General features: G+C 64.5%; 18 protein-coding genes and 1 riboswitch. Of the genes, 8 read left to right on the top strand and 10 right to left on the bottom strand.

The genetic code is table 11. The features are described from left to right. Positions 1–100 precede the first annotated feature (100 nt). The 3 genes from OC537_RS04165 to OC537_RS04155 are packed head-to-tail and all read left to right on the top strand — an operon-like array spanning position 101 to position 1,361. A complete protein-coding gene (locus OC537_RS04165) occupies positions 101–472 on the top strand; it encodes an MmcQ/YjbR family DNA-binding protein (protein WP_106887103.1) in 372 nt (123 codons plus the stop codon). Between the two features lie 5 nt (positions 473–477). Next, positions 478–1,014, top strand: a complete 537-nt coding sequence (locus tag OC537_RS04160; RefSeq protein ID WP_262109665.1) for a GNAT family N-acetyltransferase — start codon at positions 478–480, stop codon at positions 1,012–1,014. Positions 1,015–1,025: 11 nt separating this feature from the next. Continuing rightward, positions 1,026–1,361 (top strand): DUF3802 family protein, encoded by a 336-nt coding sequence (locus tag OC537_RS04155; RefSeq protein WP_163137332.1) that lies wholly within the window; start codon positions 1,026–1,028, stop codon positions 1,359–1,361. Between the two features lie 279 nt (positions 1,362–1,640). On the opposite strand, the gene msrA is transcribed toward OC537_RS04155, so the two are convergent. After that, positions 1,641–2,273, bottom strand: coding sequence for a peptide-methionine (S)-S-oxide reductase MsrA (gene msrA, locus OC537_RS04150; protein ID WP_106887105.1), 633 nt, complete (start codon positions 2,271–2,273; stop codon positions 1,641–1,643). Between the two features lie 252 nt (positions 2,274–2,525). Here msrA and argA point away from each other — a divergent pair, with 252 nt between their 5' ends. Further along, positions 2,526–3,854, top strand: coding sequence for an amino-acid N-acetyltransferase (gene argA, locus OC537_RS04145; protein ID WP_025326593.1), 1,329 nt, complete (start codon positions 2,526–2,528; stop codon positions 3,852–3,854). A 108-nt stretch (positions 3,855–3,962) separates the two neighbouring features. Beyond that, positions 3,963–4,184, top strand: a riboswitch (Lysine riboswitch). Positions 4,185–4,270: 86 nt separating this feature from the next. Further along, the gene (lysC, locus tag OC537_RS04140; protein ID WP_025326592.1) at positions 4,271–5,623 is read left to right on the top strand and encodes a lysine-sensitive aspartokinase 3; all 1,353 of its coding nucleotides are present in this window, start codon (positions 4,271–4,273) and stop codon (positions 5,621–5,623) included. Positions 5,624–5,759: 136 nt separating this feature from the next. On the opposite strand, the gene OC537_RS04135 is transcribed toward lysC, so the two are convergent. Next, positions 5,760–6,854 (bottom strand): hypothetical protein, encoded by a 1,095-nt coding sequence (locus OC537_RS04135; protein ID WP_262109661.1) that lies wholly within the window; start codon positions 6,852–6,854, stop codon positions 5,760–5,762. A 249-nt stretch (positions 6,855–7,103) separates the two neighbouring features. Here OC537_RS04135 and OC537_RS04130 point away from each other — a divergent pair, with 249 nt between their 5' ends. Further along, the gene (locus OC537_RS04130; protein ID WP_262109659.1) at positions 7,104–9,365 is read left to right on the top strand and encodes an LTA synthase family protein; all 2,262 of its coding nucleotides are present in this window, start codon (positions 7,104–7,106) and stop codon (positions 9,363–9,365) included. Positions 9,366–9,782: 417 nt separating this feature from the next. Here OC537_RS04130 and OC537_RS04125 read toward each other — a convergent pair whose 3' ends face one another. Then, on the bottom strand, positions 9,783–10,100 hold the full coding sequence (locus OC537_RS04125; RefSeq protein ID WP_025326589.1) for a heavy metal-binding domain-containing protein: 318 nt from the start codon (positions 10,098–10,100) through the stop codon (positions 9,783–9,785). Positions 10,101–10,353: 253 nt separating this feature from the next. Between OC537_RS04125 and OC537_RS04120 the strand changes: the two genes are divergently transcribed. Next, the gene (locus OC537_RS04120) at positions 10,354–11,544 is read left to right on the top strand and encodes an OmpP1/FadL family transporter (protein ID WP_262110553.1); all 1,191 of its coding nucleotides are present in this window, start codon (positions 10,354–10,356) and stop codon (positions 11,542–11,544) included. Positions 11,545–11,628: 84 nt separating this feature from the next. Here the strand turns inward: OC537_RS04120 and OC537_RS04115 are convergent, their stop codons facing one another. From OC537_RS04115 to OC537_RS04095, 5 genes are all read right to left on the bottom strand, one after another. Next, a complete protein-coding gene (locus tag OC537_RS04115; RefSeq protein WP_168234819.1) occupies positions 11,629–12,921 on the bottom strand; it encodes an NAD(P)/FAD-dependent oxidoreductase in 1,293 nt (430 codons plus the stop codon). A 74-nt stretch (positions 12,922–12,995) separates the two neighbouring features. Beyond that, positions 12,996–13,535, bottom strand: a complete 540-nt coding sequence (ycfP, locus tag OC537_RS04110; protein WP_163137317.1) for an alpha/beta hydrolase YcfP — start codon at positions 13,533–13,535, stop codon at positions 12,996–12,998. Between the two features lie 209 nt (positions 13,536–13,744). Then, entirely contained in the window at positions 13,745–15,565 is a 1,821-nt protein-coding gene (locus OC537_RS04105; protein ID WP_262109652.1) for a M3 family oligoendopeptidase, read from the bottom strand. 114 nt (positions 15,566–15,679) lie between these two features. Next, positions 15,680–17,458, bottom strand: a complete 1,779-nt coding sequence (locus tag OC537_RS04100; protein ID WP_262109650.1) for a M3 family oligoendopeptidase — start codon at positions 17,456–17,458, stop codon at positions 15,680–15,682. 170 nt (positions 17,459–17,628) lie between these two features. Then, the gene (locus tag OC537_RS04095) at positions 17,629–18,543 is read right to left on the bottom strand and encodes a DUF808 domain-containing protein (protein WP_262109648.1); all 915 of its coding nucleotides are present in this window, start codon (positions 18,541–18,543) and stop codon (positions 17,629–17,631) included. A gap of 126 nt (positions 18,544–18,669) precedes the next feature. Between OC537_RS04095 and OC537_RS04090 the strand changes: the two genes are divergently transcribed. Further along, positions 18,670–19,272, top strand: a complete 603-nt coding sequence (locus tag OC537_RS04090) for a DUF924 family protein (protein ID WP_262109645.1) — start codon at positions 18,670–18,672, stop codon at positions 19,270–19,272. A gap of 67 nt (positions 19,273–19,339) precedes the next feature. Here the strand turns inward: OC537_RS04090 and secF are convergent, their stop codons facing one another. Both secF and secD read right to left on the bottom strand, forming a co-directional pair. Further along, positions 19,340–20,254 (bottom strand): protein translocase subunit SecF, encoded by a 915-nt coding sequence (gene secF / locus OC537_RS04085; RefSeq protein ID WP_262109642.1) that lies wholly within the window; start codon positions 20,252–20,254, stop codon positions 19,340–19,342. Between the two features lie 109 nt (positions 20,255–20,363). Next, positions 20,364–22,166, bottom strand: a complete 1,803-nt coding sequence (gene secD / locus OC537_RS04080) for a protein translocase subunit SecD (RefSeq protein ID WP_171275868.1) — start codon at positions 22,164–22,166, stop codon at positions 20,364–20,366. Between the last annotated feature and the right edge of the window lie 102 nt (positions 22,167–22,268).

Genomic DNA, 22,268 nt, shown 5'->3' with positions numbered 1-22,268 from the left:
CTCCCGGGGGGTTGGGGGATATACTCGGCGGGCATATTAACAGAAGGGGCGCCCCGCTGAATATGCTGCCACCCATCATCGGACCAGCATGGAGTCCTGTATGAGCCTTGCATCGTTACGTGAATTTCTGCTAAGCCAGCCCGGCGCCACCGAGGATACCCCCTTTGGCCCGGAGATCCTGGTCTATCGCATCGCCGGCAAGATGTTCGCCCTGGTGGACTGGCAGGCAGAGCCGCTGACCATCAACCTCAAATGCGAGCCCGAGCTCGCCCTGTTGCTGCGAGAGATACACCCCGAAGTGAAACCCGGCTGGCATATGAACAAGCAGCACTGGAACACGGTGACCCTGAGCGAGAATCTGGACGCCGAGCTCTGGCAGGGCTGGATTGAACACTCCTACCAGCGCGTGGTGGCGGGCTTGCCCAAAGCCAAGCGGCCACAGGCGCCGACCTTATCAGCAAAGGCAGGATAACAGCCATGCCGCAGACACAAAACACCGCGCCCGCCCGGATCAGTCCCCTGAGGGAGCAGCACATCCCCACCCTGCTCACCCTGTTCGAGCAGTCGGTTCGCCGCCTGGGCCCGGAGCACTACAGCCCGGAGCAGGTGGAGCAATGGGCCCAGGGTGCCCGTCATCCGGGTCTCGCCAGCCAGTTGCGCGAGCACCACGGCTGGGTCATGGAGCAGGAGGGGATGCCCCTTGGCTTTGTCACCTTAAGCGATGACGGCCACCTCAGCCTGCTCTATGTGAGCGCGGATCATCAGCGCCAGGGGCTCGGCGGCCTGCTGCTGGAGCGAGCCTTGCAGGCGGCCAGCCAGCAGGGTCTGCACAGCCTGACCACAGAGGCCAGCGCCTTCAGCCTCGCGCTCTTTCTGCGCCACGGCTTCGAGCTGGCCGGATTGGAAACCGTGGAGCGCGGCGGGGTCAGTTTTGTCCGCCATCGCCTCTACTGCCGCTTGCCAAGCCAGGGCCAGCCACTAAAATACCCACCATTTCCCCAAAGCAATGAATGAAGGCAGCCATCATGGTGGTAGAGAGCGACGGTTATATTGCGCTGATCGAGTATCTGGTAGAGAGTCTGGGCCTGTTCGAGAGCCAGCAGCAGGGCACGGGCTCTCAGACCATTGAGGATCTGGTGAGCAACCGGGTGGCAGACAACCTCATGGCCATCTGCGAGCAGAACCCCCAGCTCGACCCCAAGGTGCGTTTCATGATCATGCAGGAGGCCGACGCCGTGGTGGCCGATCTGGAGGAGGTGCTCTCCGCCGTCTGGCTGCGGGCGCCCACCCCGGCCCAGCACGCCTTCCTCGATGAGTTCATCGATCTCATCAAGAACCTGTTCGACAGCACCATCGGCTAGTCCCCTCCCCCGCGGCCGCACGGCCCGCAAAGATCCGCAAAATGAAAAGGGCCGCCTCAAAGGGCAGCCCTGCTTGCTATCACTTCCGATTCATCGCGCTTGTCAGTTGAATGAATATCGAGGCAAGAAATGTGTCTGGTCTTGGCTGCCGTCCATGGTAGCTACCCTGATTAGTCTGCCGAGGTTGGGTTAAGTTCCCGGCCATGACGCTTTTTTTAATATTTCTTTCAAAAAAACGAAACAGGGGCCTAATGGCCCCTGTTTTATCCAGGCTGCGCCTCAGCGGTTCAGGCTGGGCGGCAGGCAGACGCCAATGCCCCCCAGGCCGCAATAGCCTTCCGGGTTCTTCTCCAGATATTGCTGATGGTAATCCTCGGCGTAGTAGAAGGGTGCCAGCGGCAGGATCCGGGTGGTGATGGCGCGGGCATCGCCACTCGCCATCATCGCCTGCTGGTAGGCCGCCAGGCTCTGCTGGGCGATGGCCTCCTGGGATTCATCCCCATAGAAGATCACCGAGCGGTACTGGGTGCCGATGTCGCCGCCCTGGCGCATGCCCTGGGCCGGATCGTGCTGCTCCCAGAACAGCTTGAGCAGATCGCCATAGCTGATGACCTTGGGATCAAACACCACCTGCACCGTCTCCGCATGACCGGTCAGGCCGCTGCACACCTCCTTGTAGGTGGGGTTCGGCGTCAGGCCCCCCTGATAACCGGCGGCGGTAGAATAGACGCCGGGCTGCTGCCAGAACAGGCGCTCCACGCCCCAGAAACAGCCCATGCCAAACCAGGCTAGCTCCATCCCCTCGGGCCAGGGGCCCTGGGTCGGGTGGCCGTTGACGGCATGCTGCTGGCCGATCGCCAGCGCTTCCCGTCGTCCCGGCAGGGCCTCTGCCGGTGAAATAATCTGCTCCATATGCCCTGTCCTTGAATAAAATCCCGCGCGAGGCGGCTGACGAAAAGGAACCCCGAAGATAACAGGTTATGAGCCCGGATCAACCAAGGCGGCCCCTTCAGCAGGCTGACCGCCGCCCGGTTCACCCAGGCGCAGGGCGTCTGCGGCTGGTCAAAATGGCGGCACAAAACAGCAAAACCAATATTTAGTCTTGATTTGTGAATTTATTTTCATATATTGGGCAAATTGCTGCTTTTTTATGGAACGAAACACGTGCGTGAACGCGAACCCAGCCTGGTCCATGCCTTTCGGCAATCCACCCCCTATGTCAACGTGCACCGGGGTGCCACCTTCGTGCTGATGATGGGCGGGGAAGCCATCTGTCACCCCAACTTTGCCAACATAGTGAGCGACATCGCCCTGCTGCAGACGCTCGGCATTCGCCTGGTGCTGGTGTTCGGCTCGCGTCCGCAAAACGACGAGGCGCTGGCCCGTGCCGGCATCGAGGCCCAGTACCACAGACGGATCCGGGTCACCGACGATCAGAGCTTCGCCATCATCAAGCAGGTGTGCGGCGGCCTGCAATACGACATCACGGCCCAGCTCTCCATGGGGCTGGCCAACACCCCCATGCAGGGGGCGCGCATCAGCGTGGTGAGCGGCAACTTCGTCACCGCCCAGCCGCTCGGGGTGGAAGATGGCATCGATTACTGCCACAGCGGCCGGGTGCGGCGCATCGACGTGGAGGGGATCACCCGCCAGCTGGATCAGCATGGCCTGGTGCTCATCTCCCCCATCGGCTGCTCGGTCACCGGCGAGAGCTTCAACCTGAGCTCGGAAGAGGTGGCGCGCCGGGTGGCGGTGGATCTCAAGGCCGACAAGCTCATCTGCTTCAGCAGCACCCAGGGGGTGATGAACAGGCAGGGCGTGGCCATCTCGGAGCTCTTCCCCGAGCAGGCCGAAGAGCTGCTGGTGGAGCTGGAGCAGGCGGGCGAGGAGATGTCCGGCACCGCCCGCTACCTGCGCGCGGCCATCGCCTCCTGTCGCGGCGGCGTGCCGCGCTCCCACCTGGTGAGCTATCAGGATGACGGCGCCATGCTGCAGGAGCTGTTCAGCCGCGAGGGGCTCGGCACCCAGATAGTGCGAGAAAGCGCCGAGCGGGCGCGGGCCGCCACCATAGAGGACATCGGCGGCATCCTGGACCTCATCCGGCCGCTGGAGGAGGAAGGCATCTTGGTGCGCCGCTCCCGCGAGCAGCTGGAGATGGAGATAGACAAGTTCACCATCATAGAGCGCGACGGCCTCATCATCGGCTGCGCCGCGCTCTACTGCTTCATGGAAGAAGCCATGGCCGAGATGGCCTGCGTCGCCATCCATCCCGAGTACCGCAACTCCAACCGGGGGGATCAGCTGGTGGCCAAGGTGGCCGAGCGGGCCAAGCGGCTCGGCATCCGCCGCCTGTTCGTGCTCACTACCCGCTCCATCCACTGGTTCCGGGAGCGGGGCTTCGATCCCCTGGAAGTGGAAGATCTGCCGGTGGCGCGCCAGCGCCTCTACAACTGGCAGCGTCGCTCCAAGGTTTTGTCCAAGACGATTTCGTAACTGATTGATCTTGTGCCTGGTTGTTGCCAATTGTGTACTTTTTTACAAACTCAATTGACAGTGCAATCCAGTGCAGGGTATTTCTACATGCACGCCACCTTCCGAGGTGGCACCAGAAGAGGAGCGCTGCCCAGGCAGCCCAAGGGAGGACACCAGAGTCCGGTGAACTTGGGTCAGGGGGAGCAGCGCCGAGACGAGTGAGGCAACTGGATACCTCAACGTCGGCTGCGGGGGCTGAATCCCCCGGGTTGTCATCGGTCGTGTGCATCCCACAGGCATCCAGCAGGATCCTTGTGGGATGGGCACCGCGGATGGAGTGCTTCTGGCCGGGATCCTTACGTTTTCCTGCCATTTTCTGCCTCCTCCTCTCTTTTGCCCGATGAAACCGGATTTTCACCTTGAGACAGGAGTATGCAATGAACCCGATCAACGTCGCCAAGTTTGGCGGAACCAGTGTCGCCGATGCCGCGGCCATGAACCATTGCGCCGATGTGGTGCTGGCCAATCCGGCGACCCGGGTGGTGGTTCTGAGCGCCAGCGCCGGCGTCACCAACCTGCTGGTGAGCCTGGCCCAGGGTGAACTGGATGAAGCCGGGCAGGATGCCCAGCTCGACAAGCTGACCGGGATCCAGCAAGCCATACTGACGGCGCTCGGCAACCCGGGCGAAGTGAGCGCTCTCATTCATGCCCAGCTCGGCGACATTCGCACCATGGCCCGCCAGGCCTGCCAGCACACGGATGCCGAGCTGGCTGACCGTCTCATCGCCTGCGGCGAGCTGATGTCCACCCGCCTCTTCACCGAGCTGCTGCACCAGCGGGGCATCAAGGCCCAGTGGCAGGACGCGCGCCAGCTGCTGCGCACCGACAGCCGCTTTGGCAAGGCCACCGTGGATCTCGCCGCCACCCGCACCCTCTGCCAAGCCACGCTGGGCCCGCTGCTCGGTGACAGCCTCGTCATCACCCAGGGCTTCATCGGCGCCGACGCCGATGGCCGCACCACTACCCTGGGCCGGGGCGGCTCCGACTACAGCGCGGCCCTGCTCGCCGAGGCGCTGGACGCAGGCAGCATAGAGATCTGGACCGACGTGCCCGGCATCTACACCACGGATCCGCGTTTGGTCACCCGGGCCCGTCCCATCCCCGAGATCAGCTTCGTGGAGGCGGCCGAGATGGCCACCTTCGGCGCCAAGGTGCTGCACCCGGCCACCCTGCAACCCGCCCTGCGCCAGGACATTCCGGTGTTCGTAGGCTCCGCCAGGGATCCCGCGGCCGGTGGCACCTGGATCCGCGCCAGCACCGAGACCAGCCCGCTGTTTCGCGCCGTGGCCCTGCGCCGCCAGCAGGTGCTGGTCACCCTGCACAGCCTCAACATGTTCCACGCCTACGGCTTCCTGGCCGAGGTGTTCGGCATCCTGGCCCGTCACCGCATCTCGGTGGATCTCATCACCACCTCCGAGGTGAGCGTCTCCCTGACCCTGGATCACACCGGCAGCCAGAGCAACGGCGAGCCCATCCTGGGCGACAAGGTGCTGGCGGAGCTCGGCCAGCTGTGCAAGGTGGAGGTGGAGACCGACTTCGCGCTGGTGGCCCTCATCGGCAACCGCATGAGCGAGGCCGCCGGGGTGGGCAGCCGGGTGTTCGACGCCATCCGCGAGCACAACATCCGGATGATCTGCTACGGAGCCAGCGCCCACAACCTCTGCTTCCTGGTGAAAGAGAGCGAGGCGGGCAACATAGTCAACCGCCTCCACCAGGAGCTGCTCGACTGAGCCTGACGAAACCTGGCCAGACCCTTCTCCCCCTGGGGCAGAAGGGTCTGGTATCGGGGGAAGGCCATGGCACCAGAAGCTATACCAACGAAGAGGGGCGCCCATGCGCCCCTCTTGTCACTCTGTCATCCCCATGTCAGCGCGCAGGCTGGCTGGTCCGGGTCGGCAACAGGTTGGCCCGGATCTGCTCGCGCAGCCCCCCCAGCCGTTGCAACAGCGCCGCCTGGTTGAGACCGGCCTCATCAAATCCCAGGTTATCGGCCAGCGCCGGGAATTGATCCCGCACAGCCTGCTCCAGCCAGTCGAGGCGGCGCAGGGTCACAGGGCCGCAGCTCTTGCCGCTGAGATCGTCCAGAATGTCGAGCCGGTGGCTGCGATACATGTCGCGCCACCAGTTGGCGGCGAGCGCCTGCTCGCTTGCCAGCGCCGCACTCCACTCCCCCACCAGCCCCTGCATCCGAGCCAGCACGGGGGCGCTGGCCCCCTCCCGTGACAGATATTGCAACTCCCCCTTCGCCCAGGCGAGGCAGAGCTCGCGCCAGTGGCGAAACAGCGGCAGGGGATCTGCCTCCTCCAGCCAGAGCCCGGACAGGGTGCGGGTCTCCAGCCGCTCAGCCACATGAAATGCCGGATCGGTGAGGCCGTTGGAGTTGAACTCGTGCAGGGGATCGAAGGGCCACATGTAGCCAAAGTCGAACACCGAGATCTGCTGGCCGTCGTCGAGCAGGTTGCCCGGGCTCGGATCCCAGTCAAACCAGCCCCAGCGGGCCAGCTCGGCCTCCACCGCCAGCATCTGCGCCAGATTGCGCTCATTGAGCCTGCGCACCGGATCTCCCCTCAACCAGGGGGAGACCAGCACCCCGGCGCGGGCGGAGCCGAAACTGGTACAGACCACGTTGGAGAGTATGGTGGGGTGCAATTCCCGCAGGCTCTCTATCTCCCGGCGCCGCTCCAGCTCGGTGAGAAAGGCTGTCTTGCCGTCGACGTTGGCCACCAGGGAGTCTGGCCGGCACCGCTTCAGGCACCAGTGGTGCCCCTCCACCTTGAGGTGGAACACCTCGGCGGTGAGCCCCTGACCATAGACCTTGACGACGTCCGGGTGATCCTCGGTCAGCCTGGTCAACTGGGCCAGGGGCAGAGGACAGTCTCGCTCACGCCCGATCCGGATCTCGTCCCCGTTCTCCAGCATCTGGAGCAGTCTTGCCTGACGTGCCGCAACCTTGGGATTCATACATGTACCTCCAACCGTTACTGAGAGACTAAACAGCGCCCCTCTCCCAGACCAGCGGCAAAGGCCCATGATGACGCTTTCATCACAGAATGAGTGCCCATGCCGGATCGGGATCACAATTTGCACGCACAGGCCGTCACCCAATATTCATCCCGTCGTCATTAAATTGACATCAAGGAACAAGCCCCTCACCATCGGGTCAAAATAGATGCAGCGTTGCTGCCCTGCCCGCTCCAAGGATGAGCCCCTATGAATGCCCCCGTCTGTGATCGCTCCCCCTCTTCCTCCCAGTCTCTGACCGGGTGGTTGTTCGGTCTGCTGATCGCCCTGCTGTTGTTGACTCTCGCCCTGCCGCTGCTCAATCCCGTCGGCTGGCTGGGGAAGGCACAGCCGCTGATCCTGGGGCCCGCCGATCAGCCCATCGCCACCCTCAGTCGCCACAGCCTGCTCTACAAGAGCGACAGTCGCGGCCTCTATCTGGTGGTGCGCAGCCAGTGGCAACTGCTCAAGCCGCTGCAGGCGGGGGACAAGGTGCGGGTGGAGCTGCTCAACGACAAGGGCATGCGCATCGATCAGCTGAGCCAGGCGGTGGAGAAGCGCCAGAAGTGTCGCCAGAACCGCTGCACCCTGGATCTCAACAGCGCCCTGCGCGCCCCCGACGACGCCCTGGACAGCCGCTATCAGCTGCGGATCGGCCTGCTGCTGGCGGACAGACCCGAGAGCGCCGAATACAGCCAGATCCTGCAGACCCTGCCGGAGCGCGGCTTCAACCTGACCTATCTGATGACCAGCCTGCTGCTGGTGCTGCTGGTGAGCGCCGCCGTGCTCAGGGCCCTGCTGCCGCGGCTGCGCCGCAGCTACCGCTCCCGGGTGCTGGGCAGCCTGCTGCTCGGCAACCTCACCTTCGTGCTGCTGCACGGCTTCGTGGTGTTCAAGCTGGGGGAGTTTCTGCTCTGGTCGGGCTTTAGGCCCGATCACTACTACCTCGCCTGGGGCAGCATGGTGCTGGGCTGGAGCCTCTGCGCCCTGGCGGGCTTCAACCTCTATATGGGGCTGGTCTTTACGGCGCTTTCGGGCATAGGCCTGCTCGCGAACTTCATGAAGATAGCCATCTACGGGGTGCCCCTTGGGGGGGACGATCTCGGCAACCTGATGGCCCTGCTGCACATACTGCTCGATCAGCACCCCGTGCTGCCGGTGCTGGCCGTGCTGGGGCTCCTGTTCCTGTGCTGGCGCTTCGCCCTGTCGCGCTGGATCCTGCGCACGGCCGCAGCTACCGCCGCCTTCTTCGCGCTCTGCGTGTTCGCCACCCAGACCGGCAACAAGCTGCTGGGGGCCAACATCCGCTACGTGGACAGGGCGGTCAACTACCACAGGGACATCATCCGCGCCGGTCCCGGCCTCTACCTCTTCAACCTGGTGGACGAGATGCTGCAAAGCGGCAACATCTTCCGCTACCCCCTGCAGATCAACGAGCGCACCCCGGAACTCAGCCAGCCGGCCCCGGGCCAGCCGCCCCGTTTCGATCTGGTGATAGTGCTGCAATATGAGTCGCTCTGGCTCGACTGGCAGGGCAGGATCTGCGCCCCCGCTCCCACCCTCTCCCTGCCTGCCGACGTGGCCCAGTGGCACAAGACCATTCACTCCCCCACCACAGGGGGTATGACGGTGCTGGCGGAGTTCGAGATGAACACCGGCCTGCCGGTGGGCCTGCTCAAGCAGGGGGTAGTGCCCTACTACTACCTCTCGGATCAGGTGCCCGGCCTTGCCAGGAGCGCCAGGCAGAACGGCTACCAGACCCTGTTCGCCCACCCCTATGTGGAGAAGTTCTGGGGCCGTGCCAAGGCGATCCCGGCCCTCGGCTACGAGGAGCGCTGGTTCGACACCCGCTTCACCACCCTCGAACATAAAGGGCTCTATATCTCGGACGATGCCCTCATCGATCACCTGATCAGACGCAGCGAGCAGGATGACAAGCCGCTGTTCGCCTACGCGGTCACCATGCAGGGGCACGGCCCCTTCGACGGGGATCGCTATCGGGCCCAGCAGATCGACAGGGCCTGCCCGGATCAGAGCCCGGCGGACAGGCAGTTGCTCAACACCTACTACACAGGGGTGGTGGACGCCATGGCCTCCCTGGAGCGGTTGCTCAAGACGCTCGATCGCTCCGGCAAGCGCTACCTGGTGGTGGCCTTCGGGGATCACCAGCCCTTCCTGATGTCGGCGGGCAAGAACATCCATGGCGCCAAGCCGCCCCGGGATGCCCCCTACCAGATCCCCATGATGGCCTTCACCCGCAACGATGGCGCCATCACGCTCGAGCGCCAGTTCGCCCCGGTGCGCCAGCTCTACCAGATGGGACAGGCCACCCGAGCGCTGCTGGCAGGGGATCTCACTCCCATAGAGGACAAGCCCGTGCTCCATCCGGTGCTGGGAGAGGAGAAGGGCTTCGACCCCTCCCCCCTGGTGCCGCAGATCCGCGCCAGCTTCCGGGCCGATGCCCTGCCCTGAGATCAATAAACATTTAAGAGACGGGGGCCGCAGATCCTTGCAACACCTTCAGGGCCGATGCCCTGCCCTGATCCTGCCCGATAGCAACAACAAAGAGGCCGCAACTGCGGCCTCTTTGCATGAAACGGGACATAAGGGCTGAACCTGCTGACGCCAGGTGTTTTCATCCCGGCAAGGGCTCGCAGGCCCCGGGCAGGCCGTTTTTTGTTTAGATAAATCAAACGACATAACCAAGTCGGATAGAAAAAGTAAACAATATTCCCGGCCCGGGGCCTCCCCCTCATCCCCAGCTCTTCTCCCGCAAGGGGAGAAGGGGGAATCGCCCCCCATACCCTAGGGGGGCCGCACCCAGTAAAAAGCCGACCTTGGGGTCGGCTTGCTGCGGGCCGTCATAGGCGGCCAGGGGGCAAAGGCGAGCTAGATCACCACGGCGGTGCCGCTGATGCTGACCATCAGCATGCTGCCGTTCTGGCCCACCACCTCGTAGTCGATGTCGATGCCGACCACGGCGTTGGCGCCCAGGGCCTGGGCGCGTTCCTTGAGCTCCTCGAAGGCGATCTCCCGGGCCCGGGCCAGCTCCTTTTCGTAGGCGCCGGAGCGGCCACCTATGATGTCGCGGATGCCGGCGAACAGGTCCTTGAAGATGTTGGCACCCAGGATGGCTTCACCCACGACTATGCCGCGGTATTCACGAATGGCCTTGCCTTCCAGGGTGGGGGTGGTTGAGAGGATCATGAGGTCTCCTGTGGGTTCAATAGGGTGCGCAGGGCACCGTTGCCGCCATGGTAGCAAGGCGCTGACCAAAGCATAACCCCGCCTTGCCGGGGACAGCGGGAGACGCCGCGCACCCGGAGCTAACAAGTGATTGATTCGGCATCCAAAGTGCCATCTATAATGCCTGTGTCGCGGATCTTTTCCCCCTTTTACAGATGCATCTGGCACTTGCAGGAGGGGGCCGATCCTCCGGATTGATGGGAGAGGGACCTTGATGAAACGAACGCTGCTGCTGTTGCCACTGGCCACCTTGCTGAGCGCCCCCACCGAGGGCGCCGGCCTCTATCTGTACGAAACCGGCACCAATGATCTCGGGCTCGCCTCCGCCGGCATGGCCGCCAGGGCCCAGGATGCCACTGTGCAGCTGATGAATCCCGCTGGCCTGAGCCACCTGGAGGGGCGCCACCTGACCCTGGGCGGGCAACTGCTCTACGGGGATGTGCCCTACGATCTGGACGATCCCGCCGAGGGGGATGTCGATACCGTCATCGGCTGGTTCCCCGCGGCCTCCGCCTACTACAGCCAGCAGCTCGATGAGCGCTGGTCGGCGGGCCTGGCGCTCTATGGCAACTTCGGGCTGGGGCTGGATTTTGGCGACTGGGCCGGCAAGCAGCTCATCGAGGAGGCCACCCTGATCGGCCTCACCCTGCAGCCATCCATTGCCTACCGCGTCGACGAGCACTGGTCGCTCGGGGCCGGGGTCGGCATCAACTACGGCCTGTTCGCCCTCACCCGGGAGGGCAGTGGCGGGGAGCAGAAGCAGGACGACAGTGACTGGGCCCTCAATGCCAAGCTGGGGCTGCTCTATGAGTGGAACCCGGGAAGCCGCGTCGGGCTGGGCTATGCCAGCGAGGTGACCTATCACTTCGACATAGGCCGCGACATCACCTTCTCGCGCCCCAATCTGCCCGGGATCAGCGCCACCATCCCCCTCTCCGGCATGGTCAACAGCCCCCAGCAGTTGATGGTGAGCGCCTTTCACGCCTTCGCCCACGACTGGGCCATCATGGGCAATCTGGGCTGGCAGGACTGGAGCCGCTACAACGACAACCAGGTCGCCGTCTTTGACCGCACCTCCTCAGAGAAGGGGCTCTATCAGGACAGCTACCACCTGGCGGTCGGGCTCCAGCACGATCTGACGCCGCAGTGGACCCTCAATGGCGGCGTGGCCTACGACAGCAGTGCCTATCGGGACCAGAGCCACACCTCCCTGACGGTGCCGAGCGGCAGTGCGCTGCGCCTCGGCACAGGAGTTACCTATGCGTTCAACGCCCAGGAGACCCTGGGGGCCGGTTTTGAGTACATTCACATGGAGAGCGCCAGCGTCGATGAAAGATCCCTCTCAGGCCACTACCCCACCCCGGCGCTCTACTTCTTCGCCGTGAACTACGGCAAGCGCTTCTAGGCAGCCCCCTCTTGGACCATAAAAAAAGGAGAGGCCTGGCCTCTCCTTGTCGTTTGTCTTGTGCTTGCCACTCAAGGCACAGGCTTAGTGCAGCTTCATACTCGGGCGCAGCACCCGGTTGATGCGGCCCACCAGCATGATGAGGCCGGTCTTGATGTAGCCGTGCAGGGCGACCTGGTGCATCCGGTACAGGGAGATGTAGACGATGCGGGCGATATAACCTTCCACCATCATGGAGCCGCGCATCAGGTTGCCCATCAGGCTGCCCACGGTGGAGAAGCGGCTCAAAGAGACCAGCGAGCCGTGGTCGTGGTAGAGGTAGGGCTTCATCTCGCCGCCGTTCATCTTGGCCAGGATGTTCTTGAACGCCTGGGTCGCCATCTGGTGGGCGGACTGGGCGCGGGGCGGCACGAACTTGCCGTCCGGCTGCGGGCAGGCGGCGCAGTCGCCGATGACGAAGATGTTCTCGTCACGGGTGGTCTGCAGGGTCTCTTTGACCACCAGCTGGTTGATGCGGTTGGTCTCGAGGCCGGCGATCTCCTTCATGAAGTCCGGTGCCTTGATGCCGGCGGCCCACACCATGAGGTCTGCTTCAATCAGCTCCCCATCCTTGGTGTGCAGCCCATCGGCAGTGGCTTCGGTGATCATGGTGGCGGTGCGCACGTCCACGCCGAGCTTCACCAGCTCCTGGTGGGCGGAGCCGCTGATGCGCTCAGGCAGCGCCGGCAGTATGCGGGGGCCCGCCTCCACCAGTGTCACCTTGAGGCTGTCGGTGGTGAGGTTCTTGAAGCCGTAGGCATAGAGCTGCTCCACCGCGTTGTAGAGCTCGGCGGAGAGCTCGACGCCGGTGGCGCCGCCACCCACGATGGCGATCTTCACCTTGTCACCGGGCTTGTATTCGGTGGCGAACTGCAGGAAGCGGTTCATCATGCTGTTGTAGAAGCGGTGCGCCTGGGAGGGGCTGTCCAGGAAGATGCAGTGATCCTTGATGCCCTTGGTGTTGAAGTCGTTGGACACAGAACCTATGGCCATCACCAGCACGTCGTAAGGCAGTTCCCGCTCGTTGACCACCAGGGCGCCGCTCTCGTCGTGGATAGGCGCCAGCACGATGCGTTTCTCGTCGCGCTTGATGTCGGTCAGGCTGCCGAGCTGGAATTCGAAGCCGTGGTTCTTGGCGTGGGACTGGTAGCTCAGGGCGTCGATGCCCGCGTCCATGGAGCCGGTGGCCACTTCGTGCAGCAGGGGCTTCCACAGGTGGGTGCGGTTGCGATCCACCAGGGTGATCCTGGCCTTGTTCTTCTTGCCCAGCTTGCGGCCCAGGCTGGTCGCGAGCTCGAGACCGCCGGCGCCACCGCCTACAACGACAATATTCATCATGATGATTTTCCTTGGTTCCTCAAAACGAAAGGGAGCCATTGGCTCCCTAAAACGAAATCGGTTGACGTGATGGCTCAGGCTTCTTTGAAGGCCTTCATCCGTTGCAGATGGTGCGAGATGTTCTTGAACTTATGGGTCTCGCGCTCATCCCATACGATGTCGTAATAGTTCTTCAATTCACGTTCAGTGTCCCGATTATCGCGGATTTCATCCTGAACGGAAAGGATGCACAGGCAGTTTCCTGAATTTTTATTACGAAATTCGGTTACACACTTGGTGCCGATGTCATCGTACTCTTCCGGCCTGTCGATCTTGCCCTGCATGTTCTCTTCCGGGTGCAGGTTGGGGTTGAAGACCACCTGTTTGATGCCGCACAGAAAACCGATCCGCTCGCTCCAGTAGCCGCCGAGCCCGACTCCGCAGATGAGGGGCTTGGGGTCTGTGCTCATGTCGAGCTGCTTCTTCACCTCCTTGAGCAGGTGGCTCATGTCGTGGCGGGGGTGAACCGTGCTGTAGTGCACGAAGCGCACATCATCATCGATAAACTGCAACTGCAGCACTTTCTCATGATTGCCGGGGCTGGTGGCATCAAAGCCATGCAGATAGATGATCATGGATAAGACCTCAAGAACTGTGTCGGTTCTATCGAAACTACCCCAGCGAACGGCCGAGGCGCCACCAAAACATCGCACTTTCTTGCTTTGGATCACGCCCCCCGCCGCCGGAAAATCCTTTTTCCACCCCCTTTGGGCGCATTCGGCAGGGGAAAAGGGGCGCCAGGCCCCTGACGAGGCATCCACGGCGCCCCTGCCCACGCCCGGTCTCAGCTCTGGGTCTGCTCGAAACGATCCACCGCCGCCGCCACCAGGGCCAGGCTCCCCTGCCAGAAGGCCGCCTCGCGGATGTCCTGCCCCAGGTGTTTTGCGACCAGATCCTCGGCGCTCATGCGGCCAGTGTCTCGCAGCAGGGCGCGATAGGCCTCGGCCACGTTCGCCTCCCCTGCCCCCTTGCGGCTCATCAGCTGCTGATAGACCCCGAGGCTGAACAGGTAGCCAAAGAGGTAGGGGTAGTTGTAGAAACCGAAGCCCGCGATGGAGAAGTGCGCCTTGGCAGCCCAGAACATGGGGTGATAGCGGCCAAGGCTCTTTTCATACCAGCGCCCCCAGGCCTCGTCGGTGAGCGCCTTGAGCCGGGCCGATGACACATAGCCCTGCTCGCGCTCGGCCACCAGGGCTTGCTCGAAGTCAAAGCGGGCCGGGATATTGACCAGGAAGGTGGCGGCGCCGTCGGCTTCCGCCCAGGCGATGGCCTGGCGCTCCTCGGCGCTTCGGGCCTGCTCGAACAGGGCGCTGCGCACCAGCGTCTCGGCGAAGATGGAGGCGGTCTCGGCGAGCGTCATGGGGTAGCTACGCTGGCTCATGGGCAAGTCCCGGATCAGCCAGTTGTGCCAGGCGTGCCCCAGCTCGTGAGCGAGGGTGATGACGTTGTCCATGGTGCCGGCATAGGTGATGAAGACCCGCGGCTCCACCGGATCCGCAAACTTGGTGCAGTAGGCCCCGGTGCGCCGGTTCGGGGTGGGGGCGGCGTCAATCCAGCCGCGTTCGGCCATCATGCGGGCGAACGCCCCCATCTCGGGATCGAAACCGGCAAAGGCCAGTGCGATGATCTCGATCGCCTCCTCGAACGGTATGCTGCGGTGGCTGCTCGCCGGGGGCGGCGCGAACAGATCCTCAGGCCCCAGCTCATCGATGCCGAGCCGCCGGGCCATCAGCCCCAGAGCCCGCTGGCCCAGCCCGCGCGCCTGCCAGGTCTCCCGCATCAGGGTATCCAGAGTCGCCCGCTCGATGTGACTCTGGTGGCAGGAGAGATCCAGGGCATCCAGGGTCCGCACCCTGCCGCGCTGGCGCGAGAGCTCCAGGCGCCAGCCGTTAAGGGCGTTGAGGATGGCGGCCACCGTCTCCTGCTCCCCCTCCCAACCGGCGCTGATGGCGTCGAAGGCCTCTTTGCGCTGCGCCCGATCCGGACTGGAGAGCAGGTTGCTCGCCTCTGCCAGCCCCCGCTCCTGGCCGGCTACCTGCACCCGGATCTTGCCCACCAGATCGTTGTAGAGGTTGCCCCAGGCGTGCAGGCCGTCGGTGCCAAGGCCGATGACCAGCTGCTCTGCCTCCACCGGCAGCCGTTGATCCTGCAAGCGACGCTCGTGGCGCAGCCGGTACTCCTCCTCCCCGAGCAGGGGATCCTGCATCAGTTGCCCGAACTCGGCCTCGGGCAGCCCCAGCATCAGATCTTCGATGGGCGCCAGCGTCTTGAACAGGTCCGCATTGAGGGCCCGGGCGCGGGAGGCCAGCTGCTTGGCCAGAGGATCCCGGGCATCCTGGCTCCCCGTGCAGGCCGCCAGCACAGCGATGTTCCAACCTATTTCGCGGATGCGGCGGGCCCGCAGCCGCACCTCCCGTAAGCCATCCCGCAAGCCATCCTGCAGGACGGCGCCCTGATCACGCAGCTGGCCCAGGCCGTCGATAAAGACCGCCAGCTCGGCGAGGCTGGCGCGGGCCAGGCTCATGTCCGCTTCCAGTACGCTGCTGTCGAGGGAGGGGTAGATGTGCTGATTTTGCCACTGCTGTGGGTAGACTCGTTGTTGCATCGAACGCTCATTGTCAGAGACGGGTCCGGCCCGTCGTGAAACAGGGGTGGCCCCAGGGCCACGAACAGGAATACCAAGGCTGGCGGCGACACCAGCCGGATCAAACACGGGTGACTACACCAGCCGCTCGAGGCGCACCACAGCGTCCTCGACATAGCGCAGGCTCTCTTGCCAGAAGGCGGGCTCGCGAATGTCGACCCCCAGGTGCTTCTCCACCAGGCTCTCGGCGCTCATGCGGCCGGTGTCGGCGAGCAGCGCCCGATAGGCCGGCACGAAGTCGGCACCGACCCGCTCCTTCTGGGCATAGAGCCCCAGGCTGAACAGGTAGCCAAACAGATAGGGGTAGTTATAGAACCCGAGATCGGCGATGGAGAAGTGGCCCTTGCTGGCCCAGAACAGCTCGTCATATTGGCTGAGGCTGTCACCATACCACTGCTGCTTCGCGGATTTCATCATGGCCCTCAGCTGGCCCGCCCCCAGATACCCTTCGGCCCGGCCTGCCACCAGCGCCCGCTCGAAGTGGAAGCGGGAGGGAACGTCGAGCAGCAGGCTCGCGACCCGCTCCCCGTCCATCCAGGCGATGGCCAGGCGCTGTTCGCGGGTCTGTGCACGGGCGAGCAGGGCGTCCCGCACCAGGGTCTCGGCAAACAGCGAGGCGGTCTCGGCCAGCGTCTTGGGGTAGTCGCGCTGCGCCAGTGGCGCGTCCCGCAACAGCCAGCTGTGCCAGGCGTGGCCGAGCTCGTGGGCCAGGGTGATGACGTTGTCCATGGTGCCCTCGAAGGTGAGGAAGACCCGGGGCTCGGCGGGGTCGGCATACTCGGTGCAATAGGCGCCGCTGCGCCTGTTGTCGCTCGGCGCGGCATCTATCCAGCCCCGATCCGCCATCATGCGGGCGAACTCCCCCATCTCGGGATCGAAGGCGGCGAAGGCATCGGCCACCAGCGTCAGCGCCTGTCCGAAACCAACGCTGGCCTGCGCCCCATAAGGCGCCGGGGCATAGAGATCCCAGGGGGCAAAATCCGTTATCCCCTGGGCACAGGCCATGGCTCGCAGGACCCGCCTGCCCAGCGCCTTGTGGGCTTCAGCCTGCGTCATCAGGGTCTCCAGGGTGGCGCGCTCCAGGTGCCCCTGGTGGCAGGAGAGGTCCAGCGCATCGAGCAGCCGCCCCTTGCCGCGCTGGGCCGCCAGCTCGTTGCGCCAGCCGTTGATGGCATTGAGGATGGCGGCCACCGTCTCCTGCTCCCCGGCCCAGGCGGCCTGAATGCCATGCCAGGCGCTGGCGCGCCGCGCCCTGTCCGGGTGGGCGAGCAAGTTGTCCGCCTGGGCCAGCCCCATGGGCTCCCCCGCAACCACTGGCCTGAGCCTGGCCACCAGGCTGTCGTAGAGATCCCCCCAGGCTTGCAGGCCGTCCACCGCCAGCCCCTCGATCAGCTGCTCGCTCTCGAGGGAGAGGGCCTGATCCTGCAACCGGCGATCGTGGCGAATGAGGTAGGCCAGCTCGAACAGCTCGGGATCCTGCAGCAGGGCCCGCACCTGATCCTCGGGGGCGTTCAGCCAGAACAGGGCCACCGGCTTGACGAGCTGGGCCAGCCTCGCCTGCAACTGCTGGCCACGGGAGAGCAGCACCCTGGCGGCCTCGTCGCGGCCGTTGCGGCTAAGCCGGTTGTAGGCGAAGGTCTGGCTGTTCCAAGCTTGTGTTCTCACGGCGTTGGCCTGACGGCGAATGGCCCTAAGCAGGTGGCGCAAGGCGTTGATGTCCCGGGTCTCTGGCAGGCTGGCCAGCAGGTTGGCGATCTCGGTCAGGCCCTCTGCGGCGCGCTGGAAGTCGGCGTCGATGGCCGGGCAATCGGGGGCGGCATAGATGTGATCATCCTGCCAAAGGGTGGTGGTCATAACTGTCCTTGTCTGTTTGCGTCCATGTGGGCGCCCCGCCTCTGTGGGCAGTGGCCGCCAAATAGTACGAAGGGGGCCAGCCCTTGCCTAGCCCCCATTCTGGTCAACAAACAGCAGATCCGGCCTGCGACGCCCCCTGTCGGCAGGGGACGATTCCTGAGCGGCCGCTATTATTTCGCGGGGGTCAGCTTGCCCACCAGGGTCATGGCCAGCACCAGCAGCAGACCGGCCACCACCCCCACCAGGGCGCTCAGCAGGGTCGGCGTCACCGCGGCCAGCACGGCGCCCCCGGCCAGGGGGGCCAGACTGGCGGCTACCCCCTCGATGAGGTGATGGGCAAAGGGCCAGCCGTGGACCAGGATGCCGCCCCCCACCATGAACATGGCGATGGTGCCGACCAGGGCCAGCAGGTGCATCAGCCGGGGCGCCGTCACCAGGAGCCCCCGTCCCAGGGCCCGGCGCAGGACGCTGGCATCGGGTTTTTGCAACAGGTGCAGGCCTATGTCGTCGAGCTTGACGATCAGCCCCACCAGGCCGTAGACCCCCACCGTCATCAGCAGGGCTATGCCCGCCACCACGGCGATCTGCAGGCCGAGGCTCGAGCCCTGCACTGTGCCGAGGGCGATGACGATGATCTCGGCGGAGAGGATAAAGTCGGTGCGAATGGCCCCCTTTATCTTCTGCTGCTCGAAGGCCTCCAGATCGTCCGGGATCGCCTGCGCTGACGAGGCCGTCTCGCCGCTCTCGTGGGGCAGGAACTTGTGGGCCAGCTTCTCGGCCCCCTCGAAACAGAGGTAGGCGCCCCCCAGCATCAGCAAGGGGGTGATGAGCCAGGGGATCAGGGCGCTGATGGCGATGGCTGCGGGCACCAGGATCAGCTTGTTGCGAAACGAGCCCTTGGCCACCTTCCACACCACAGGCAGCTCCCGCTCGGCCCGCACCCCGGAGACCTGCTCCGCATTGAGGGCGAGATCGTCCCCCAGCACACCGGCGGTCTTCTTGGCCGCCATCTTGGTCATCAGGGCCACGTCATCGAGCACGCTGGCAATATCGTCGAGCAGGGCCAACAAACTGGTTCCGGCCATCGGAGGGGTTCCTTGTTTCAGGCAAAAGATGGCACAGTGTAACGAGAAGCCGCCCTTTCGGCAGCCCCCCATGACAGGGTCAATCGGCCTTGTTTCACCAGAAGGCCTCAGGCCCAAGGAGTTCCCATGCAACCCTGGCAACCTCTGCTCGATTTCTGGTTTGGCGACGACTCAGGCGACGCCCCCCGCGCCGCCCGGCAAGCCCCCCTCTGGTGGGGCAAGAGCAGCGAGACGGACGCGCTGCTGGCGCACCGCTTCGGCGAGCTGGCACAGGCCGCCGCAGAGGGCGAGCTCGCCCACTGGGCCGAGGTGCCGGTGGGCAGGCTGGCGCTCATCCTGCTGCTGGACCAGTTGCCGCGCAACATCCATCGCGCCTCACCCGCGGCCTTTGCCCAGGATGCCAAGGCCCGGGATCTCTGCCTCAGGGGCCTGTCCCTTGGCGCGGACAAGGCCCTCTCCCCGCTGGCGCGGGTCTTCTTCTACCTGCCGCTGGAGCATGCGGAGTCCCGGGAGCAGCAGGCCAGAAGCGTGGCCCTGTTCGAGGCACTGGCGGCCGAGCAGGCGGACGGCCCTGCCCGGGAGACCTTCGAGGGATTCGCCGACTTCGCCCGCCGCCATCAGGTGATCATCCAGCGCTTTGGCCGCTTCCCCCACCGCAACTCCATCCTGGGGCGCACCAGCACCCCGGAAGAAGCCGAATTTTTGCAGCAACCGGGCTCCGGCTTCTAGCCCAGCCAAAGAGACAAAAAAACGGGCCCAGTGGGGCCCGTTCTGCATGCAGGGAATGGCAAAGGCATCACGCCGCCTCGGCCAGCTCCTCCTCTTTCTTCTGGTAGGCCTGGGGGGAGAGCCCCAGCAGCTCCTGCACGGTGGAAGCCACAGTGATGGAGGAGATGGTGCCCACCAGGATGCCGGCGAACAGGGTGAAGGAGAAGCCGAACAGGGCGTCGCCGCCGAACAGCAGCAGGGCCCCCACGGTGAACAATGTGGTGCCCGAGGTGATCATGGTACGACTGAAGGTGGCCTTGATGGCCACATCGGAACACTCATGGATCCCCATCTGGGTGCGCGAGCCGAGCAGGTCCCGCAGCCGGTCCGAGATGACGATGCTGTCGTTGAGCGAGTAGCCGATCACCGCCATCAGGCCGGCGATGACGTTGAGGTCGAACTCGATATTGAACAGCGCCAGCAGCCCCAGGGCCACCAGACCGTCGTGCAGCACAGAGACCAGGATGCCGATGGCCTGGCGCCACTCGAAGCGCACCGCCAGGTAGGCGGAGATGGCCAAGGAGGCCACCAGCACCGCCAGCATCCCCTGCTGGAACAGCTCGGCGCCCACCTGGGGGCCCACTATGGTGGTGCGCAGCAGCTCCACCGGCAGGGCGAGTTGCTGCCCCAGCATGATCGCCAGATCTTCCGCTGCCCAGGGCAGCTCGTGGGGAGGCAGCTTGATGAGCCACTCCCCGGGCACGCCGGCGCCGTGCAGCTCCACCGCCCCGGCCAGGGGGGCGCTCAGCAGGGCGTTGAGTTCATGGGCCTCCTTCAGGGTCTGGATGCGAAACTCCAGCAGTATGCCGCCGGTGAAGTCGAGCCCAAGGGAGAGCCCGTTGATGGCGAGCACGGCTATGCTCGCCACCGTCAGCAGCACCGAGGCCCACATCCCGATATAACGCCAGCGGGTCAGGCCCATGGCAATGATCATTCTCAGCATTCTTCTTCCCTCGACAGCAGATGGCTTGGGCTTCCCAACCGGAAGCAAGTGGCGCGAAGCTCGCTCGGACGCGCGGTGCTATGACGCAGGCAATGGGTGTCAGTCATGGTCAGACCCTCAGCAGCTTGGCGCGGCTGTTGCCCCACAGGGGGTTGATGATGGCGCGGGTGCCCCAGATGCCGGTCACCATGCTGGAGATGAGCCCCAGGATCAGGGTGATGGAGAAGCCCTGCAGCGGTCCTGAGCCGATGGCATAGAGCACCACGGCGCAGATGAGCGTCGTGATGTTGGCATCGAAGATGGTGCGAAACGCCGAGCGATAGCCAAAGTCGATGGCGTTGGCCAGACTCCCCCCCTCCCGCAGCCTGTCCTTGATCCGCTCGAAGATGAGCACATGGGTATCCACCGCCATGCCCACCGTCAGCACCAGACCGGCGATCCCGGGCAGGGTCAGCACGGCGCCGGGCAGCACCGCCAGCATCCCCACCTGCATCAGCAGGTTGCCGATGAGCGCCGTGATGGCGACCCAGCCGAACTTGCGATACCAGGCCATCATGAACAGCATCATGCCCGCCATGCCGAACGCCAGGGCGGTGAAGCCCGCCTCTATGTTCTGCAGCCCCAGGGTCGGGCCGATTGAGCGCTCCTCCAGGATCTTGAGCGGCGCGGTGAGGGCGCCGGCTCGCAGCAGCATGGCGAGCTCCTGGGCCTCCGGCAGGCTGCCAATCCCAGTGATGCGGAACTGGTTGCCAAGGGCGGTCTGTATGGTGGCGACGTTGATCACCTCGCTTCTGGCCCGAAGCTTGCCCTCGGCGTTGGTCTTGTACTCGGTGAAGACGGTGGCCATGGGCTTGCCCACGTGCTGGCGGCTGAACTGGTTCATCTTGCTGCCACCCAGGGTGTCGAGCACTATGTTGACCTGGGGCTGACCCATCTCCCCCATGTTGGCGCGGGCATCGACGATGTGCTCGCCGCTCAGCACCGGCTTGCGGGCCAGACCGACCGCCTGGCCGTTGCGATCCGCCATGAAGAAGCGGCTGTCGGCCTTGGCCTCGTAGAAGGCCAGGGACGCGGTGGCGCCTATCACCTCTTTCGCCTGCTTGGGGTTGTGCACCCCGGGCAGCTCGATGCGGATGCCGTCCTGACCCTGACGCTGGACCGAGGCCTCGACGATGCCGAGCTCGTTGATCCGTTTCTTGAGGATCGACAGGTTCTGGGTCACGGCGTTGTTCACCAGCAGGGTGCGCTCAGATTCGCTCAGCACCAGCTTGAGCTCATTGCCGGAGCGGGAGAGCTTCCACTGATCCTGACGGGTGCCGGCGCTCTCCTTGATGATAGTGAGCCAGCCCTCCTGCCCGTCGACGTCCGGCAGGGTGACGGCCAGGGCCCCCTGGGCGGTGCGCATCACGCTGGCGCCGCGCAGGTTGGCCTCACGGAAGCGGGTGCGCAGGGTATCCACCAGGTTCTTGGTCTGGTTGTCGATGACAAAGTCCACATCGACCCCGATCAGCAGCTGGGAGCCGCCGCGCAAGTCCAGCCCGAGCTTGATGGGATCGGCGCCGAGCTGGCTTATCCAGGTCGGGGCATTGGAGTGAAACTCCAGGGTGAGGGCCGCACTGTCCACCCCCTGCTGCTCCAGCAACTGCTTGGCCCGCTGCTGCTCGGCCTGGGTGGCGAACACCAGCTCGATCCGCTCCTTCTGCTCGATCTGCTTCTGGGGCGCTATCTGGTGCTCCTGCAGCAGGCGCTGCTGCGCCCCGCTCAGGCGGGTCTGGCCATGGAGGCCCAGGGAGGGCTGCTCACCGAAGAAGGTGGGCAGGGAATAGAAGGTGAAGGTGACCAGCATCAGCAGCAGCAGGGCGTACTGCCACGGGCTCATGCGGTTCAGTATGGTATGACTCTTTTTTCTCATGAAATCGGCCTCTGTCAGGCGATGGCAAGGACGACGCCGGGTCGCACCGTGCAAAAAAATGAAACAAGACAGCCTAGCCGTTCACTAAAAGTGAACAGCAAC

The sequence above is a fragment of the Aeromonas sp. Marseille-Q5825 genome (genome assembly GCF_946892685.1).
Taxonomy (GTDB): Bacteria; Pseudomonadota; Gammaproteobacteria; order Enterobacterales; family Aeromonadaceae; genus Aeromonas; species Aeromonas rivipollensis.
Note: the sequence above shows the minus strand (reverse complement) of the source record. Positions and strands in the feature narration are given on the sequence as shown.

Bases quoted from the DNA above. Each gene is read 5' to 3' on its own strand.
- OC537_RS04165 (WP_106887103.1), top strand. From the start codon at position 101: ATGAGCCTTGCATCGTTACGTGAATTTCTGCTAAGCCAGCCCGGCGCC.
- OC537_RS04160 (WP_262109665.1), top strand. From the start codon at position 478: ATGCCGCAGACACAAAACACCGCGCCCGCCCGGATCAGTCCCCTGAGG.
- OC537_RS04155 (WP_163137332.1), top strand. From the start codon at position 1,026: ATGGTGGTAGAGAGCGACGGTTATATTGCGCTGATCGAGTATCTGGTA.
- msrA (WP_106887105.1), bottom strand. From the start codon at position 2,273: ATGGAGCAGATTATTTCACCGGCAGAGGCCCTGCCGGGACGACGGGAA.
- lysC (WP_025326592.1), top strand. From the start codon at position 4,271: ATGAACCCGATCAACGTCGCCAAGTTTGGCGGAACCAGTGTCGCCGAT.
- OC537_RS04135 (WP_262109661.1), bottom strand. From the start codon at position 6,854: ATGAATCCCAAGGTTGCGGCACGTCAGGCAAGACTGCTCCAGATGCTG.
- OC537_RS04130 (WP_262109659.1), top strand. From the start codon at position 7,104: ATGAATGCCCCCGTCTGTGATCGCTCCCCCTCTTCCTCCCAGTCTCTG.
- OC537_RS04125 (WP_025326589.1), bottom strand. From the start codon at position 10,100: ATGATCCTCTCAACCACCCCCACCCTGGAAGGCAAGGCCATTCGTGAA.
- OC537_RS04120 (WP_262110553.1), top strand. From the start codon at position 10,354: ATGAAACGAACGCTGCTGCTGTTGCCACTGGCCACCTTGCTGAGCGCC.
- OC537_RS04115 (WP_168234819.1), bottom strand. From the start codon at position 12,921: ATGATGAATATTGTCGTTGTAGGCGGTGGCGCCGGCGGTCTCGAGCTC.
- ycfP (WP_163137317.1), bottom strand. From the start codon at position 13,535: ATGATCATCTATCTGCATGGCTTTGATGCCACCAGCCCCGGCAATCAT.
- OC537_RS04105 (WP_262109652.1), bottom strand. From the start codon at position 15,565: ATGCAACAACGAGTCTACCCACAGCAGTGGCAAAATCAGCACATCTAC.
- OC537_RS04100 (WP_262109650.1), bottom strand. From the start codon at position 17,458: ATGACCACCACCCTTTGGCAGGATGATCACATCTATGCCGCCCCCGAT.
- OC537_RS04095 (WP_262109648.1), bottom strand. From the start codon at position 18,543: ATGGCCGGAACCAGTTTGTTGGCCCTGCTCGACGATATTGCCAGCGTG.
- OC537_RS04090 (WP_262109645.1), top strand. From the start codon at position 18,670: ATGCAACCCTGGCAACCTCTGCTCGATTTCTGGTTTGGCGACGACTCA.
- secF (WP_262109642.1), bottom strand. From the start codon at position 20,254: ATGCTGAGAATGATCATTGCCATGGGCCTGACCCGCTGGCGTTATATC.
- secD (WP_171275868.1), bottom strand. From the start codon at position 22,166: ATGAGAAAAAAGAGTCATACCATACTGAACCGCATGAGCCCGTGGCAG.